Annotated in this window: 5 protein-coding genes; all 5 read left to right on the plus strand. The window is 52.9% G+C overall.

The features are described from left to right. The first annotated feature begins 92 nt into the window (after positions 1-92). From SH467x_RS04015 to SH467x_RS04035, 5 genes are read left to right on the plus strand one after another with little or no spacing between them, the layout of a single operon-like run. Positions 93-13556, plus strand: coding sequence for a cadherin domain-containing protein (locus SH467x_RS04015; RefSeq protein WP_482370005.1), 13464 nt, complete (start codon positions 93-95; stop codon positions 13554-13556). A 9-nt stretch (positions 13557-13565) separates the two neighbouring features. Next, a complete protein-coding gene (locus SH467x_RS04020) occupies positions 13566-14198 on the plus strand; it encodes a paraquat-inducible protein A (protein ID WP_482370006.1) in 633 nt (210 codons plus the stop codon). Continuing rightward, the gene (locus tag SH467x_RS04025; protein WP_482370007.1) at positions 14195-15712 is read left to right on the plus strand and encodes an MlaD family protein; all 1518 of its coding nucleotides are present in this window, start codon (positions 14195-14197) and stop codon (positions 15710-15712) included. The genes SH467x_RS04020 and SH467x_RS04025 overlap by 4 nt, the downstream gene beginning before the upstream one ends. Before the next feature lie 49 nt (positions 15713-15761). Continuing rightward, positions 15762-17207 (plus strand): succinylglutamate-semialdehyde dehydrogenase, encoded by a 1446-nt coding sequence (locus SH467x_RS04030; RefSeq protein ID WP_482370008.1) that lies wholly within the window; start codon positions 15762-15764, stop codon positions 17205-17207. Then, positions 17204-18553, plus strand: coding sequence for an N-succinylarginine dihydrolase (locus tag SH467x_RS04035; protein WP_482370009.1), 1350 nt, complete (start codon positions 17204-17206; stop codon positions 18551-18553). Before SH467x_RS04030 ends, SH467x_RS04035 begins: the two co-directional genes overlap by 4 nt. Positions 18554-18871 lie beyond the last annotated feature (318 nt).

Raw genomic sequence — 18871 nt, forward strand, 5'->3', positions numbered from 1 at the left:
ATGAAGACAGCGTTTGTATGCGTAAACCGACGTTCCCCCGCTCCGATTTCGGAGAGCGGAATTCCAATTCTGGATCGACCGTACGTAGTGTTATGGCTCATATCGATAAGTGGATTGAAAGTTTCTTTCGACTAACGCCTCCACTCGCACCGGACGCCGTTGATGCCATACGTTTGGAAGATCGAATACTTTACAGTGCGACCCCTCTTCCCGTCCCTCAGGAGGGAGAGGGGGAAGTCAGTGGTGGCAGCGAATACCTCGACGCGCAGAGTTACGAGCAGCTTCTCGCGGAGATCGAAGAGATCACCAACTCGGTCTTCTTAAAGGAACAGGCTAACGCGGATGCCACCGATCTGGAGGCAGATCCAAACCAACCGTCCGAACCGATTCTTCATTCGCGTGAAGCGCAAGTTGATAGCGAATCAAACGAGGAAGCCGATGCGGTATCGCAAACCACGGATAACGCGGCTCCGAATTCCAGTCGCCAGGAGATTGTGTTTGTTCAAGACGGGTTGTACGACCTGGATCTTCTATTGAATGATTTGCAGCGTGACGATGCTAGCGCGGATTATACGATCCATGTTTTGAGTTCTGTTGAAAGCGGATTGAATCAAATCGAAGCGCTCTTAGCGGAGTACGACGACTTGGATGCGATTCATATCGTCTCTCACGGTTCGGATGGAATGTTTCAACTCGGAAGCTCGTGGATCGACTCTGAGAACATTGCGAACTATTCGGATCGATTGCGATCGTGGGGCATGGCCTTGGGGCCTGATGGGGATATTGTCATTTATGGCTGCGATGTCGCCGCTTCGAACGAAGGAGTGCAACTGCTCGATGCTCTAGCGACCTTCACCACCGCCGATGTGATTGCCTCCATCGACAAAACCGGCACCAGTGATAACGCAGGAAACTGGGAACTCGAGTACCGAACCGGAAGTATCGAAACCGCAATCGCATTCAGCTCCGGATTTACTAATCTTTGGGGTGGACTACTCGACGCAGCATCGACAGGTGTAGCGGTTTGGGCAGAAGGAGGAACTGGAAATACGGAATTGGAATCCTACGACGGAACGAGTTTTAGTTCCGAGATGAATGGAGCCAGTTCCGGAGAGTATCGCATTATCGATGGAGCGGATTCCAGGCTGCGCGATGAGCGCATCATCGTAGGGATGAACAGCGCTGGTGTCATATCAGGCCAAATGTGGAACGGGACGACTTGGACGAGCTTCGGATTCTCCATGGGGACTAGCAGTTCTGGCGTCGCACACGGATTCGATGTCCAGTATGAAACGGGCAGCGATCAAGCAGTCATGGTTTGGAACAACGGAACCACAAGTACGAGTGGAATTTCCTACTCTGTGTGGGATGGATCGACCTGGTCATCCGTTCAGACGCTAACCAGCCCGTTGTCTGGAGAAGCTCGAAATCTTCACCTGGTCTCCAATCCAAACTCCGACGAGATGGTCTTGGTCGCCTCCAATTCATCAAGTGACTCGTATGCCTTTGTATGGAACGGAAGCGGCTGGGGAAATAGTATTATCCTCGAGAATGGAGGAGGTAATCAGACAGACGCCTATGTCGCTTACGAGTCACTCAGTGGCGAGGCCATTGTCGTGTACGATGCGATTTCAGGTGGCAGCGATCTGAATTTTAGGACTTGGAACGGAACGAGTTGGAGTTCCCAAAGCACATTGACGAGCCCTGGAACGTCTGGTGATCCCGTTTACGTATCTCTTGCTTCCGACCCAAACTCCGATCGAATTGCATTGAGCGCATCGACGAGTTCGAATGAGGCATGGTTCTCGGTTTGGAATGGATCGTCATGGGGAAACGAGACACTTGCCTCCGACACGTTGGTTTCCGCCTCAGGCATGATGGCCTCCGTGGCTTTTGAATCCACGTCAGGGGATCTGCTCGCTGTCTACGCGGAGAATAGTACATCTCTCAGCGTTCGCACCTGGACGCAAGGGGGAGGTTGGTCGGCCGAGCAATACACTCCCTCGCTGGGTTCGTCCCTTACTCCAGCTTCTGTAGCGTTGTATTCGGACCCAGCCAGTAACCATATCATGCTCGGTGTACTCGATAGCACGTCCGATGTGAGCTTTATCGAGTGGGACGGAGGAAATTGGGGATCTGTGACGGAAGTCGAAACGAACGCTGGCACAAACAGTATTGCCCACCAACCCTACATTTTCCTATGGAATAGCGTCAACGATGCCCCCACCTTGGATTCTTCCAAGAGTCCTACGTTGATAACTCAAAGCGAAGATTCTGGCTCGCCCAGTGGAGCAGTGGGTACGTTTATCTCTTCGATGATCGATTTGAGTTCTCCATCGGGGCAACTCGATAACGTCACCGATCCTGACTCGGGAGGATTGCTCGGAATTGCTGTCACAGGTGCCAACACCAGTCAAGGCACCTGGTGGTACACCACCAATGGAGGAACGACCTGGAGCGCGCTGGGTGCCGTATCGGACAGCAATGCACGTCTTCTGGCTTCGGATAGCAATACACGTCTCTATTTCCAACCGAACGCCAATTACAACGGTACGATTTCGGACGCGATTACCTTCAGAGCTTGGGACCGAACTTCAGGCACCAATGGTGCAACAGTCAGCTTATACGCGTCACAAAACCTGACCGTTCGGGATGACTTCGATACCCAATCTTACGGGGGCAACAACGGCACCAACTCATGGTCAGCGTCCTGGCAAGAGATAGGCGAAGCTGACGGAACTGCTGCGGGAAGTGTCACCGTTGCGACCGCTGGAAGTGTCGTTGCCGGCCCCTACCTATCGGTCAATATGTCAACGGCGAATAGAGGAATATCGCGCTCGGTAAACTTGAGCGGAGCAACCTCTGCGACACTTAGCTTCACCTATGAACAGATGAATGCATCGGCAGGTGGTCAAGTCGCCCTGCAGGTGTATAACGGTTCGACTTGGACGACTCTTCAAACGTACAGCGTAGACTCAAGCTTCTACAGTGGAAATGTCGGGGTCTATCAATCGTTCAATATTTCCTCGTACGCAAACAGCAATACGGCGATTCGATTCTTAGTGACCCAAGCGGCGAGTGGTGACAATTTTTTTATCGACGACATCAAGATTGACTACAGTGTCAACGCACTCGCCGTTGGAGGGACTACTCCCTTCTCCACCGCGACTGATACCGCCGGACTGTCCATCACCGCAGTTAACGATGCGCCCGTTCTCTCCCCGTATTCCCCAGGGGTGTCTTTCACGGAAGACAGCGCCGGGATGACGGTGAATGTTGCAACACTTCTTGGTTCCACTATGACGGATGTCGATAGCGGAGCCGTGCAAGGAATCGCTTTCACCGGAGTGTCAGGTTCGGGCGGAGTTCTGTCCTATAGTATCAACGGCGGTACTACTTGGCTGACAACCTCGGTTAACGAGACCTCTGCACTTTTGCTGCGTTCAACAGACTTGGTTCGATTCACTCCAAGCGGTGACAACGGCGGGCAGATGCTCTTATCCTATCGAGCTTGGGACCAGACATCCGGCACAGTTGGGTCCCTCGTCAATACAACAACAAACGGAGGTACTACTGCATTCAGTTCTGCGAGCGACACCGTTACCGTTAATGTATCCAGCCTAAACGATGCACCTGTTCTCGACAATTCGGGCAGTATGACATTGAACTCCATCACCGAGGATCAATCGACCAATAGCGGGCAATCTGTTGCATCCATCGTGACATCGGCCGGAGGCGATCGAATCACGGACATCGATTCCGGTGCCGTAGAGGGAATCGCAATCACAACCCTGAACAGCGGTAATGGTACTTGGCAGTTCTCAATCAATGGAGGAACGACCTGGAGCAATATAGGGGCGGTCTCCAACACGAGTGCGCTCTTGCTGCGCAGTACTGATCTTGTTCGATTTATACCCAATGGTGAGAATGCCACGACCGCTGACTTCTCGTTTCGAGCCTGGGACAGAACTACCGGAACCCAAGGCACCTACGTATCCACCGCAACCAATGGTGGAACCAGCGCATTCAGTACCGCTACAGAATCGGCAGCCATCAATGTAACCGCAGTGAATGATGCTCCTGTGGCAGTTACCGATTCGGCAACTGCCATCGAGGCAGGTGGAATCTCCAATAACACGGCTGGTACCAATCCAACAGGAAATGTGCTCTCGAACGATACCGACGTCGACTTGGGCGACACCAAGGTCGTCCAAGGAGTCGCAGCAGGTGTCGTCGCATCTGCAGCCACGAACGTGGGTTCCACTGTCACCGGTACGTTCGGTTCGATCACCATTGCCGCAAACGGAGCGTACACGTATACGGTTGACAATAACAACACAACCGTTCAAGCTCTGAGATCCACAGCCAACACTCTTCAAGATGTGTTCACCTACACCGTTCATGACTCGGCTGGACTCGCCAGCACAACGCAGATCACCGTGACCATCCAAGGCGCGAACGACGCTCCGTATGACATCACGAGCGGAGCCTTATCAGTAAATGAAAACGCTACCAATGCTACCGTTGTCGGAAGCGTAACAGGAATCGATCTTGATAGTAGCAGCCACGGTGAAGCACTTTCGTATGCATTGACAGAAAGTGCGGGAGGTCGGTTTGCAATCCACAACAGTACGGGCCAAATCACGGTTGCTGACGGCTCCCTTCTGAACAGGGAGTCGGTCGCATTCCACTCGATCACCGTTCGAGTAACGGACGCCTCTGGAGCGTCATTCGATAAGTCATTCCAGATCTCCATCAACGACTTGGACGAGTTCGACATTTCGGCGGTAAGCGATACGAACGCAATTGCAAACTCGGTAGCGGAGAATGCAGCCAATGGAACGTTGGTAGGCATCACGGCATCAGCGTCGGATTCCGATGCCACGAATAACACGGTCACCTATTCACTCCTTGATTCTGCTGGTGGCCGCTTTGCCATCGACGCGGCTACCGGAGTTGTTTCCGTCGCGAATGGATCACTCATTGATTATGAAGTGGCGCAGAGCCATAATATCACGATCCGTGCGACCTCTTCGGATAGCTCAACAAACGATCAAGTATTCACTATTGCAGTGAATGCCGTTAATGACAATGACCCAACGATCACGTCCGATGGTTCTCAATCCACCGCAACCGTATATGTCGCGGAGAACTCTTCGTCGGTTACAACCGTGACCGCTGTTGATGGTGATGCCCCAGCCCAATCACTAACCTACAGCATCATCGGAGGTACCGACGCTTCTCAGTTTACGATCCATTCAAGTACTGGGGCCCTCTCGTTCGTCTCAGCCCCTAACTTCGAAGGCCCATTAGATCAAAACTCAGACAACACCTACAATGTGATTGTTCAAGTGTCCGACGGAATGAACACTGACAATCAAGCCCTATCTGTTGTCATCACCGATGTCGACGAGTTCGACGTTTCAACTCCCACCGACACAAACACTGCAGCGAATGGAGTCGATGAGAATGTGATCATCGGAACTACCGTTGGCATCACCGCGAATGCATTCGATCTCGATTCGACCACGAATACCATCAGCTACAGTCTTACCAGCAACCCGGATGGTCTCTTTCAGATCGATGCCAGCACCGGGGTCGTCACCACTGCAGCAGCCATCAACCGGGAAGTGCATGGCGCAAGTCGATCGATCACCGTGCAAGCAACATCCAGCGACGGGTCCATCGCCACGCAAACATTCAACATCGTTATCAACGATCTCGATGAGTTCGACGCTTCGACTCCCACCGATTCCAATGCAGCAGCGAATGAAATCAACGAAAATGTGACCATCGGAACCACGGTTGGCATCACGGCGAATGCGTTCGATCTCGATTCGACCACGAATACCATCAGCTACAGTCTTACCAGCAACCCCGACGGCCTCTTCCAGATCGATGCCACCACCGGGGTTGTTACCACCGCGGCAACCATCAACCGAGAAGCGCATGGTGCGAGCCGATCGATCACCGTGCAAGCTACCTCCAGCGATGGTTCCATCGCCACGCAAACATTCAACATCGTTATCAACGATCTCGATGAGTTCGACGCTTCGACTCCCACCGATTCCAATGCGACAGCGAACGAAATCAACGAAAATGTGACCATCGGAACCACGGTTGGCATCACGGCGAATGCATTCGATCTCGATTCGACCACGAATACCATCAGCTACAGTCTTACCAGCAACCCCGACGGCCTCTTCCAGATCGATGCGGCCACTGGGGTCGTGACCACTGCCACAGCCATCAACCGCGAATCGCATGGTGCGAGCCGATCGATCACCGTGCAAGCCACGTCGAGCGATGGTTCCATCGCCACGCAAACGTTCAATATCGGCATCAACGACCTTGATGAGTTCGATGTCTCGACTCCAACGGACACCGACACTGCAACGAATGAAGTGAATGAAAACGCGGTCGTTGGAACCACTGTTGGGATCACGGCGAACGCGTTCGACCTTGATTCGACGACGAATACCGTCACCTACAGCCTTACCAGCAATCCGGATGGTCTCTTTCAGATCGATGCCAACACCGGGGTTGTCACCACTGCAGCGGCCATCAACCGGGAAGTGCATGGCGCGAGCCGATCGATCACAGTACAAGCCACTTCCAGCGATGGCTCTATTGCATCGCAAACGTTCAATATCGGAATCAATGATCTCGACGAGTTTGATGTCTCGACTCCAACGGACACCGACACTGCAACGAATGAAGTTAATGAGAATGTGACCATCGGCACTACCGTTGGGATCACGGCGAATGCGTTCGACCTTGACTCGACGACGAATACCGTCACCTATAGCCTTACCAGCAACCCTGACGGCTTATTTCAGATCGATGCCACCACGGGTGTCGTCACTACTGCGGTCGCCATCAACAGAGAAGTTCATGGCGCAAGTCGATCCATCACTGTGCAAGCCACGTCGAACGACGGTTCCGTCGCCACGCAATCGTTCAACATTGGAATCAACGATCTCGATGAGTTCGACGTTTCGACTCCAACAGATTCCAATGCGGCAACGAATGAAATCAGCGAAAATGTGACCATCGGAACTACCGTTGGCATCACGGCGAATGCATTCGACTTGGACTCGACTACCAACACCATCACCTACAGCCTTACCAGCAATCCGGATGGTCTCTTTCAGATCGATGCCAACACCGGGGTTGTCACCACTGCAGCGGCCATCAACCGGGAAGTCCATGGTGCGAGCCGCTCGATTACTGTTCAGGCGACTTCAAGCGACGGGTCCATCGCCACGCAAACTTTCAACATTGATATCCAGGACCTGGACGAGTTCGACATTACGGCGATCAGCGACTCGAATTCATCCGCCAATTCCGTTTCGGAGAACGCCGCTAACGGAACCATCGTAGGCATCACGGCCTCAGCTTCCGATGCCGATGCCACGACGTATACAGTCACTTACACGCTTGATAATGACGCTAATGGACGCTTCACTATTGATGCCTTCACTGGCGTAGTCATGGTCGCCGATGGCTCTCTACTCAACTATGAAGCGAACACAAGTCATGGCGTCATCGTAAGGGCAACCTCTGCCGATGGATCCTTTTCCATTCAGAATTATTCGATTCAACTTACGGATGTTAACGAATCGACAATATCTGCGATTCATGATGCGGACAATGCTACTGACTATGTACTAGAGAATTCGACTAACGGAACCATTGTTGGTATCACCGCTCTAGCTACGGACTCTGATGGGACCGATACAGTCACTTATACACTTGAAAACAGTGCGAACGGTCTCTTTGCAATCGATTCCGTTACGGGTGTGATCACCGTCGCAGGTGTCATCGATCGAGAAACGACAGCGAGTTACAACATAACCATTCGTGCGACCAGCAGTGATACCAGCACTACGATTCTGGTGAGAAGCATCACTATCGGTGATCTCGATGAGTTCGACGTTTCGACTCCCACCGATACCAATGCAGCAGCGAATGAAATCAACGAAAATGTGACCATCGGAACTACCGTTGGCATCACCGCGAATGCATTCGACTTGGACTCGACTACCAACACCATCAGCTACAGCCTCACCAGCAACCCGGACGGTCTCTTCCAGATCGATGCGGCCACTGGGGTCGTGACCACAGCCACAGCCATCAACCGAGAATCGCATGGCGCAAGCCGCTCCATCACCGTACAAGCAACATCCAGCGACGGCTCCATCGCCACGCAAACGTTCAATATCGGCATCAACGACCTTGATGAGTTCGACGTTTCGACTCCCACCGATTCCAATGCGGCCGTAAATGAAGTCAACGAAAACGTGGCAGTCGGCAGCACCGTTGGCATCACGGCGAATGCATTCGACTTTGATTCGACCACCAATACCATCACCTACAGCCTTACCAGCAATCCGGATGGTCTCTTTCAGATCGATGCCAACACCGGGGTCGTCACCACTGCAGCAGCCATCAACCGGGAAGTGCATGGCGCGAGCCGATCGATCACAGTACAAGCCACTTCCAGCGATGGCTCTATTGCATCGCAAACGTTCAATATCGGAATCAATGATCTCGACGAGTTTGATGTCTCGACTCCAACGGACACCGACACTGCAACGAATGAAGTTAATGAGAATGTGACCATCGGCACTACCGTTGGGATCACGGCGAATGCGTTCGACCTTGACTCGACGACGAATACCGCCACCTATAGCCTTACCAGCAACCCAGACGGCCTCTTCCAGATCAATGCCACCACCGGGGTCGTCACCACTGCAGCGGCCATCAACCGAGAAGTGCATGGCGCAAGCCGCTCCATCACCGTACAAGCAACATCCAGCGACGGCTCCATCGCCACGCAAACGTTCAATATCGGCATCAACGACCTTGATGAGTTCGACGTTTCGACTCCCACCGATTCCAATGCGGCCGTAAATGAAGTCAACGAAAACGTGGCAGTCGGCAGCACCGTTGGCATCACGGCGAATGCATTCGACTTTGATTCGACCACCAATACCATCACCTACAGCCTTACCAGCAATCCGGATGGTCTCTTTCAGATCGATGCCAACACCGGGGTCGTCACCACTGCAGCAGCCATCAACCGGGAAGTGCATGGCGCAAGCCGCTCCATCACCGTACAAGCAACATCCAGCGACGGCTCTATTGCATCGCAAACGTTCAATATCGGAATCAATGATCTCGACGAGTTTGATGTCTCGACTCCAACGGACACCGACACTGCAACGAATGAAGTTAATGAGAATGTGACCATCGGCACTACCGTTGGGATCACGGCGAATGCGTTCGACCTTGACTCGACGACGAATACCGTCACCTATAGCCTTACCAGCAACCCGGACGGCTTATTTCAGATCGATGCTAGCACTGGATTTGTCACCACCGCAGCAGCCATCAATAGAGAAGCTCATGGCGCAAGTCGATCCATCACCGTGCAAGCGACCTCCAGCGACGGTTCCATCGCCACGCAAACGTTGAATATCGGTATCAACGATCTCGATGAGTTCGACGTTTCGACTCCCACCGATACCAATGCAGCAGCGAATGAAATCAACGAAAATGTGACCATCGGAACTACCGTTGGCATCACCGCGAATGCATTCGACTTGGACTCGACTACCAACACCATCAGCTACAGCCTCACCAGCAACCCGGACGGTCTCTTCCAGATCGATGCGGCCACTGGGGTCGTGACCACAGCCACAGCCATTAACCGCGAATCGCATGGCGCAAGCCGCTCCATCACCGTACAAGCAACATCCAGCGACGGCTCCATCGCCACGCAAACGTTCAATATCGGCATCAACGACCTTGATGAGTTCGATGTCTCGACTCCAACGGACACCGACACTGCAACGAATGAAGTGAATGAAAACGCGGTCGTTGGAACCACTGTTGGGATCACGGCGAACGCGTTCGACCTTGATTCGACGACGAATACCGTCACCTATAGCCTTACCAGCAACCCGGACGGCTTATTTCAGATCGATGCTAGCACTGGATCTGTCACCACCGCAGCAGCCATCAATAGAGAAGCTCATGGCGCAAGTCGATCCATCACCGTGCAAGCGACCTCCGGCGACGGTTCCATCGCCACGCAAACGTTCAATATCGGTATCAACGATCTCGATGAGTTCGACGCTTCGACTCCCACCGATACGAATGTGGGGGCGAATGAAGTCAATGAGAACGTGGCTGTTGGTTCCGCCGTTGGCATCACAGCCAATGCATTCGATCTAGACTCGACCACCAATACCATCATCTATAGCCTTACCAACAACCCGGATGGTCTCTTCCAGATCGATGCCAGCACCGGGGTCGTCACCACTGCAGCAGCCATCAACCGGGAAGTGCATGGCGCAAGTCGATCCATCACTGTGCAAGCGACCTCCAGCGACGGCTCCATCGCAGCCCAAACATTCAATATCGGCATCAACGACCTTGATGAGTGCGATGTCTCGACTCCAACGGACACCGACACTGCAACGAATGAAGTGAATGAAAACGCGGTCGTTGGAACCACTGTTGGGATCACGGCGAACGCGTTCGACCTTGATTCGACGACGAATACCGTCACCTATAGCCTTACCAGCAACCCGGATGGTCTCTTCCAGATCGATGCCAGCACCGGGGTCGTCACCACTGCAGCAGCCATCAACCGGGAAGTGCATGGCGCAAGTCGATCCATCACTGTGCAAGCGACCTCCAGCGACGGCTCCATCGCAGCCCAAACATTCAATATCGGCATCAACGATCTCGATGAGTTCGATGTCTCGACTCCAACGGACACCGACACTGCAACGAATGAAGTTAATGAGAATGTGACCATCGGCACCACTGTTGGGATCACGGCGAATGCGTTCGACCTTGACTCGACGACGAATACCGTCACCTATAGCCTTACCAGCAATCCTGACGGCCTATTTCAAATCGATGCCACCACGGGTGTCGTCACTACTGCGGCCGCCATCAATAGGGAAGTGCATGGTGCGAGCCGATCCATCACCGTACAAGCCACTTCGAGCGATGGCTCCATCGCAGCCCAAACGTTCAATATCGGCATCAACGACCTCGATGAGTTCGACGTTTCGGTGCCAACGGATACGAATGCAACGGTGAATGAAGTCAACGAAAACGTTTCTGTCGGTACCACCGTTGGAATCACCGCGAATACGTTCGACTTGGACTCGACTACCAACACCATCATCTATAGCCTTACCAGCAATCCTGACGGCTTATTTCAGATCGATGCCACCAACGGTATTGTTACCACCGCGGCAACCATCAACCGAGAAGCGCATGGTGCGAGCCGATCCATCACCGTGCAAGCCACTTCAAGCGATGGTTCCATCGCCACGCAAACTTTCAACATCGGTATCAACGATCTCGATGAGTTCGATGTCTCGACTCCAACGGACACCGACACTGCAACGAATGAAGTTAATGAGAATGTGACCATCGGCACTACCGTTGGGATCACGGCGAATGCGTTCGACCTTGACTCGACGACGAATACCGTCACCTATAGCCTTACCAGCAATCCTGACGGCCTATTTCAAATCGATGCCACCACGGGTGTCGTCACTACTGCGGCCGCCATCAATAGGGAAGTGCATGGTGCGAGCCGATCCATCACCGTACAAGCCACTTCGAGCGATGGCTCCATCGCAGCCCAAACGTTCAATATCGACATCAACGACCTCGATGAGTTCGACGTTTCGGTGCCAACAGATGCTGATTCGGCGATGAACGAGGTGGAGGAGAATTCAACGAGCGGGACGCTTGTAGGAATCACCGTCTCGTCGATTGATGCCGACGCCACCACGAACTCGGTCACCTACTCACTTGATGACAGTGCTGCAGGGCGATTCAACATTGATTCAGTCACAGGTGTTGTCACGGTTGCAGATGGATCGTTGCTGAACTTCGAGGCCGCATCGAGCCATGGCATCGTGGTGCGGGCGACTTCGTCCGATGGCTCGTATTCGTTGCAGAACTACACCATTCAACTTAAGGACGAGAATGAGTTTGCGGTCTCGAGTATCCAAGATCAAGACGCGTCCGTCGATTTTGTCTTAGAGAATAGTGCAGTGGGTACGACCGTCGGAATCCAGGCCGTCGCAACGGATCCGGATGGAACGGACCTAGTTACCTACTCACTGGATAACAATGTAGGGGGGCTTTTCTCCATTGACACTCATACCGGTGTCATCACGGTAGCAGGGGCGATTGATCGTGAAACCGCGGCGAGCTACAGCATCACCATTCGAGCCACGAGTAGCGATTCCAGCAGTGTCACGGCAACGCGTACCATTCTGATTGGTGATGTCGATGAATTTAATGTCACCGCGCCAATAGACAGCAACAGTGGCACAAATATTATTGCTGAGAATTTGCAGGCAGGGTCGATCGTTGGTATTACTGCCTTAGCGATTGATAGCGACGCTACGACTAGCAATGTGGTTTATTCATTGGGGAACAATGCAGGGGGGCGATTCTCTATCGATGCTTCGACTGGGGTTATCAGGACCATACAGTCGCTCAACTACGAGTTTCAATCGAGTTGGGATGTCATTGTCATCGCGACAAGCATGGATGGTTCGATTGCTTCCAGTTTATTTACCATACAAGTCCAAAATGTCGATGAACGGCCAATTGGTCGTGGAGATGTGTACTCAACAAGCTACCTCGATGACTTGATTGTGCCCTCTGCTGGATTGTTACTCAATGATTGGGATCCCGATGGAGACTCCATAACCGCGATCCTGGTGCAGGCGCCGTCGAGGGGTGCCCTACTTTCGATTGCAGCGGATGGCAGCTTGATATATAGACCTGAGCGCGGATTCGTTGGCACCGTTCAGTTTGCCTATCAGGTTACCGATGGGGATTTGGTGTCGGATGTGGTGATTGTCACGATTCAAGTCAATCGACCTGATAGCGTACAAAACGATTCCACACCGAGTTCAACGACATCGACCAAGTCACAGAGTGAGTCAACGACTACAGCGAGTACTGCGACCAGTCCTACTCCTCGCGACGTTCAGCAGGAAAACCCATCCATTCAGAAAGAGAGAGAGTCGGATAAAGCCCAGCCTTCGGCGGCGCCAATTGTGGTGAATCCGACCACCCTGAATGGGCAGATCTCGATGACCAGCGAACGAAGTGACAGTAGCCCTGGTGGACTGAGTAATCCAATTTCCTTTAGCCGAGATGCGGTTCGATTCTTCAGCCACGGGCACCTTCATTTCGAAGTAGAAACGCATCGCATGGGCGATGACGTCGATGCAAGTCGTTTCGATTTCGCCGAGTCAAGGCGCCGAGTCGAGAACTCGATGAACGGGTCGCAAGCATCTTTTGACTCCGTGTTGGTCCGAACGGTACTTGGAACGGGCGCGATCCTCTGGCTTGCCCAGGGAGCACAATTCGCAGCGACGCTTGTGAGCGCTGCACCGGCATGGCTGCATATCGACCCATTGTCCGTTATACCGAAGGGTACAGAAACAAATGGAAAGCAAGAGAAACTTTCCGAGGGAGAGAAGCTTTTCGAACGGTAGAATAGGGGCATGAAACTCAAATCGTGTCACTGTTGCGGGCTAGTCCATCGAATGCCGGAAGCGTCATCCGATGGCGGAATTCGCAGTGTCGGAGTTCGCAGCGGAGTTCGTATCCCGGTCGCGTCCTGCAGACGCTGCCATACCCCATTGAACCAAACGGCGTCACCAGCCGCCATGCGGTCGCGCGTCGCGGCGCTCACAATCAGCTCTCTTGTCCTCTTCCCACCGGCGATCCTTCTTCCCATCGTTGAGATTGAGAAGTTGGGACATCATCATCAAAGCAGTTTGCTGGGAGGCATCCGAGATTTGTTTCAAGTTGGCGAATGGCGAATTGGGGTCATCATTTTTCTTTTTTCGATTCTATTTCCGTTGACCAAGCTGCTCATTCTTCTTGAGCTGACTTGGGTACAATTTTTGAACTCCAACCAAAGATCTATTGCTTACCGCTGGATGGAGCATGCCGGGAAATGGAGCATGCTCGATGTCTTGTTACTTGCGATTCTCGTTATGTGGATCAAGCTGCAGGGTTTGGTAGCGTTTCAGTTTGGTCCCGCAATCTTTGCGTTTACGTTATGTGTTGCGATGAGCCTCTTGGCGGCACTTGTTTTAGATCCCCGTGCTCTTTGGGACGAGATACCATGAACGCCCCATCTTCTTCGGAATCCACCACCCCATCGAATCTTGATGTCGATATCGTTTCCATTCCGACTCCTCTCGAAATCGCATCGTGGAGAGCTTCCCAACATTGGATTTGGATTCTGCCGGTTGGATGCGCCCTGCTATCTATCGGTTTTTTTTGGGCTGCATGGATGGAACGTGGCGTAGAAATTGATATCGAGTTCAACGATGGACATGGTATCAAGCCCGAAGATCGCTTGAAACACAAGGGAATTGAGATTGGCGTCGTGGAGAAAGTGGAGCTCGACCGGGAGCTTTCCAAAGTGATCGTCAAAGTCCGAGTCGCTGAGCACGCGAAGAATGTAGCCAGAGAAGGGAGTCGATTTTGGATCGTCCGCCCACAGATTACACCGGGGACCATCGCCGGACTGGAGACAATCCTTGGAGCAAAGTTCTTGGCCATGGAGCCAGGCAGCCCGGATGCACCGATCAAGCTTCGCTTCACCGGCCTGGAGAACCCTCCCGCCAACATCCCCCCCACGGGATCGCTTGAGCTGACTTTGGACAGCGCCACCCGGCGCGGGCTTGCTCCCGGTGCGCCTATTCAGTTCCGAGGCTACCAAATCGGAAAAGTTATCGATCTCGGACTATCTAGCGATGCACGAAGCGTTCAAACGAGATGTTGGATCGCACCTGAGTATCGCGATCTCGTTCGAACGGAGTCGAAGTTTTGGAATCGTAGCGGATGGCGTGTGGATGTTGGGCTGACCGGACTGGAGATCGATGCCGAAACCATTCCTCAGCTCATCACGGGTGGAATCGAAATGGCTACCCCGGAAGACTCAGGTGATGTTGTCAACACGGGACATCGTTTTCTCTTGCACGAACGCCCCGAATCCGATTGGCTAAAATGGACCCCATCGATTGGATTTGGTGTTGGCAGGAGCGAGCAGCTCGGACGCGTTCCTCCACCACAGCGCATCGCATTGCGGTGGCAGGAACGGAGCTTCGGGTTTCGCACTCAGCAACAACAGGTGGGTTGGTGTTTGCCAATTGACGACCAATCGCTACTCTGTTTCCGCGAACAAGCCTTTGCACCGAACTCCGCTTTGGCAGGCACTCCCTCGATCGAAGTGGCAGGACAATCTCTTCGAATGGACGTTGATTTCCGAGAGCCCGTTTCTACTTTGGGCGGCATGGACGATAGTTCGGACCGATTCGATGTGATTCGTCTGCCGCTCAAGAATCCTCTTCCTAAGGAAATTCCGTTGTGGCCAATGTCTCGCGTGCAGTCTGAAGTCAATTCGGCAAAAACGCAAAACGTCATCGTCATTCAGGATCGCGTACAGGGATCGGTATATATCGATGCGTCACGCTTGTCTATCGACGGCAATCGGTGGCGTGTGGACTCGTCCATCGGTTTAGGAACCGATCTACATGGATTGCCCGTGATCGAAGCAGAGACCAGTAATCTCATAGGCCTATTGGTATCCAGCAAGTCGGAAGCATTCGTATCGCTACTTACTTCTCCTCGTTGAGACTTTTTCGCATCGCGGTTATTTCATCCGCAGGAAGGCTCGCCAAACGATGTCATACCAAGAACGGATCAGCCCCGTAGATGGTTCGGTCACTTGGAGAGGGTCTTTTGCCTCGCCTCAGCAAGTCGCATCGTCGATCGATCGCAGCCTCATCGCGAAGGATTCGTGGAAACGCGTCACTTTGGAAACCCGCGAAGGGGTATGCAAACGGTTTGCCGAGCGGCTACGCCACCATGCAGGCGCCATAGCTACCACGATTTCGATGGAGATGGGGAAACCCTATTGGGAGGCTCATTCGGAAGTAGTGGCCGCAGCGAGCAAAGTGGAGCACACCCTCGATGCACTGCGAAACCGACGTTCGATGTGGTCCGATGAGCAAGTCACGTCAGAAAGCGTGATACGTTTTCGACCTATCGGATTGATCGCTGTGCTGGGTCCTTTTAATCTTCCCCTACACTTGCCGGGTGCGCACATCGTACCTGCACTGTTAATGGGGAATGGTGTCCTCTTCAAGCCGAGCGAAAAGGCTCCAGCAGTAGGGGATTGGATCCAAAGGGTATGGGAAGAAGCAGGATTACCCACAGGAGTACTCCATACCCTCCATGGCGGAGCGGAGGTTGCTCGACAAATCGTGAACTCGACGAGCGTAGACGGTGTTTGCTTCACGGGCTCCTATCGTGTTGGAGCGGAGTTGCACCGCATGCTTGCGGGGCGACCGGAATGTTTGCTTGCTCTCGAAATGGGTGGTAATAATCCATTGATCATCGACCGCGTGTCGGATCTCGACGCAGCATTGCATGTACTCATCGCCTCCTGTTTCATCACGAGTGGACAGCGATGTACCTGCGCTCGGCGCGTGATCGTTCTCGAGAGCGCACTCAACCGCGAGTTGATACGTCGCTTTGTCGAATCTATCCCACGAATACGCGTCGGACTCCCCTTCGAAACTCCAGGGCCTTTTATGGGGCCATTAGTGGGCGAGGATGCAGTACAGTCCGTCCTCAGCGGCGAAGAGCGATTCGCGGCAAGAGGCGCCATCCCTCTCATTCGTTGTCAAACCTTCCTGTCTCACCCCAATCTGATCCGACCGGGATTGTGGGAGCGTTCCGGGGAAGAAATGGAGGATGACGAGGTTTTTGGGCCTTTGGCAACCATTGAGTATGTAGAGGATTTGGACGATGCCATTGCATCGGCCAATCGAACGCGCTACGGATTGTCCGCAGGGCTGATAAGCGATTCACGCGAACATTTTGATCAATTCGTCAACGAAGTTCGCGCGGGAATTCTCAATTGGAATAGTCCGACAACGGGTGCCACTGGCAAGCTTCCCTTCGGTGGACTCGGTTCCAGTGGTAACCACCGTTCCAGTGGATATTTTGCAATCGACTACTGCAGCGACCCAATAGCATCGGTGCAAGCGCGTGTTTTGCAGCAACCCAATCCTCTACCTCATGGGCTTGATTCGGTGTTCAGCTCGTTCCGAGATGTCAAATGAGAGAATTCAATATCGATGGATTGATTGGACCAACGCATCATTTCGGAGGTTTGGGGGTCGGCAATGTTGCGAGCGAAACCAATCGCAACAAGATTGCCCATCCAAAGGCTGCCGCTCTTGAAGGTCTTTCCAAGATGCGAAAGCTACACGAGCTTGGGATTCCACAATTCTATCTGCCACCACCCGTTCGACCAAATTGTCGCTGGATGGAGGCCATGGGATTTCGCACCAACGACCCAAGCGATTGGAGGCACTGCGCCAGCCAGTTCCCATCGCTATTCAGTTCGTCGTTGAGTTCCTCCTTCATGTGGATGGCCAATGCGGCCACCTGCAGTTCCAGCGTCGATACGATAGACGGCTTGGGAAGAATCGTGATCGCGAACCTTGCAGCTAGCTTGCACCGCGGACAGGAGAACCTAGAACGACATGCTCAATTGAGACGCCTTTTCCAACACGTAAGTACAATCGAGGTGATCGAAGCGCTACCAAGCTTGGTTCCCCTCCGTGACGAAGGAGCAGCAAATGGAATGCGGTTTTGGAATCCCACGAATCATCAAGGGATATATGTATTTGCCTTTGGCGAGAGAAATTCAAATACGACGCAAACGGCTACACCAGCAAAAGAATCGGTGCATCCACATATTTATCCATCACGCCAGACTTCTCTCGCCTCACAACTCGTGGCAAGGTCACTGAGGATCCGTGATTCGCGATCCTTGTTCGTACAGCAACATCCCAAAGCGATCGATGCTGGTGTCTTTCATAACGATGTCATTGCCACGAGTCATGAAGACTTCTTGTTCGTACACGAGAGTGCGTATGTGGATCAATGCAATCAACTGGATCGCATATCGGAAACCTTTCGCAATCAATGCGGTGGCAAATTAGGCATTTTTGTAGTCACCGAAGAGGAGCTCTCTCTTTCTGAAGCCGTCTCTACCTACTTGTTCAATTCCCAGATCGTAACGCGATCGGACGGAAGCTGGTGTATGGTTTGCCCAATAGAATGCTTGAACTCACCTGCAGCCGTTCAAGTGTTGAGGCGTGTCCAGCATCAGGAATCGCGACTCGGCGCGATCGAGTTCGTACCCTTGAAGGAAAGCATGGCCAATGGAGGAGGTCCCGCTTGCCTTCGCCTGAGGGCTTACGCGAGCGACGCCGATATCGAACGGATTCCCTTTGGCGCTCGCATTCATGACGACTCCCTTGCCTTCTTAGAGCGGGTCATCACCTCCGAGTATCCCGATTCGGTCCATCTCGACGACTTCCTGGACCTTACCATGGTGAACAACGGTATACGGATTTCCGAGGCCATTGCCGACTATTGGCAGGGCGAACGCCCTTGATTGGCCAGTATCGCGCAACAGTTTTGTCTGCCTCTCCTTTTTCAGCGAATTGCCTTCTGCGATGCAATTGATGTAAACATGTCTTGCCTCCGATTCCGATCATTTGTTATGGCTTCCTTTCACGCTCGAAGCTTACCGGGGGCACTGATTGTGCTTCTGATTATGCTTCGGTGCAGGCATTGCATGCAGGATGCTTAAAGTGTCGTTGTAGGTTGTTTGCTCGTTCGCTAGCGAGGTGATCCATTGCTTGATCGTTCGATGATGTAACGCGGGATTTTCTCTCCAGCCCCTGAGCAAGCAATAGCGATCTGCACACAT

Source organism: Brakhagea slesvicensis, from assembly GCF_052161625.1.
Taxonomy (GTDB): domain Bacteria; phylum Planctomycetota; class Planctomycetia; order Pirellulales; family Pirellulaceae; genus JBKCUI01.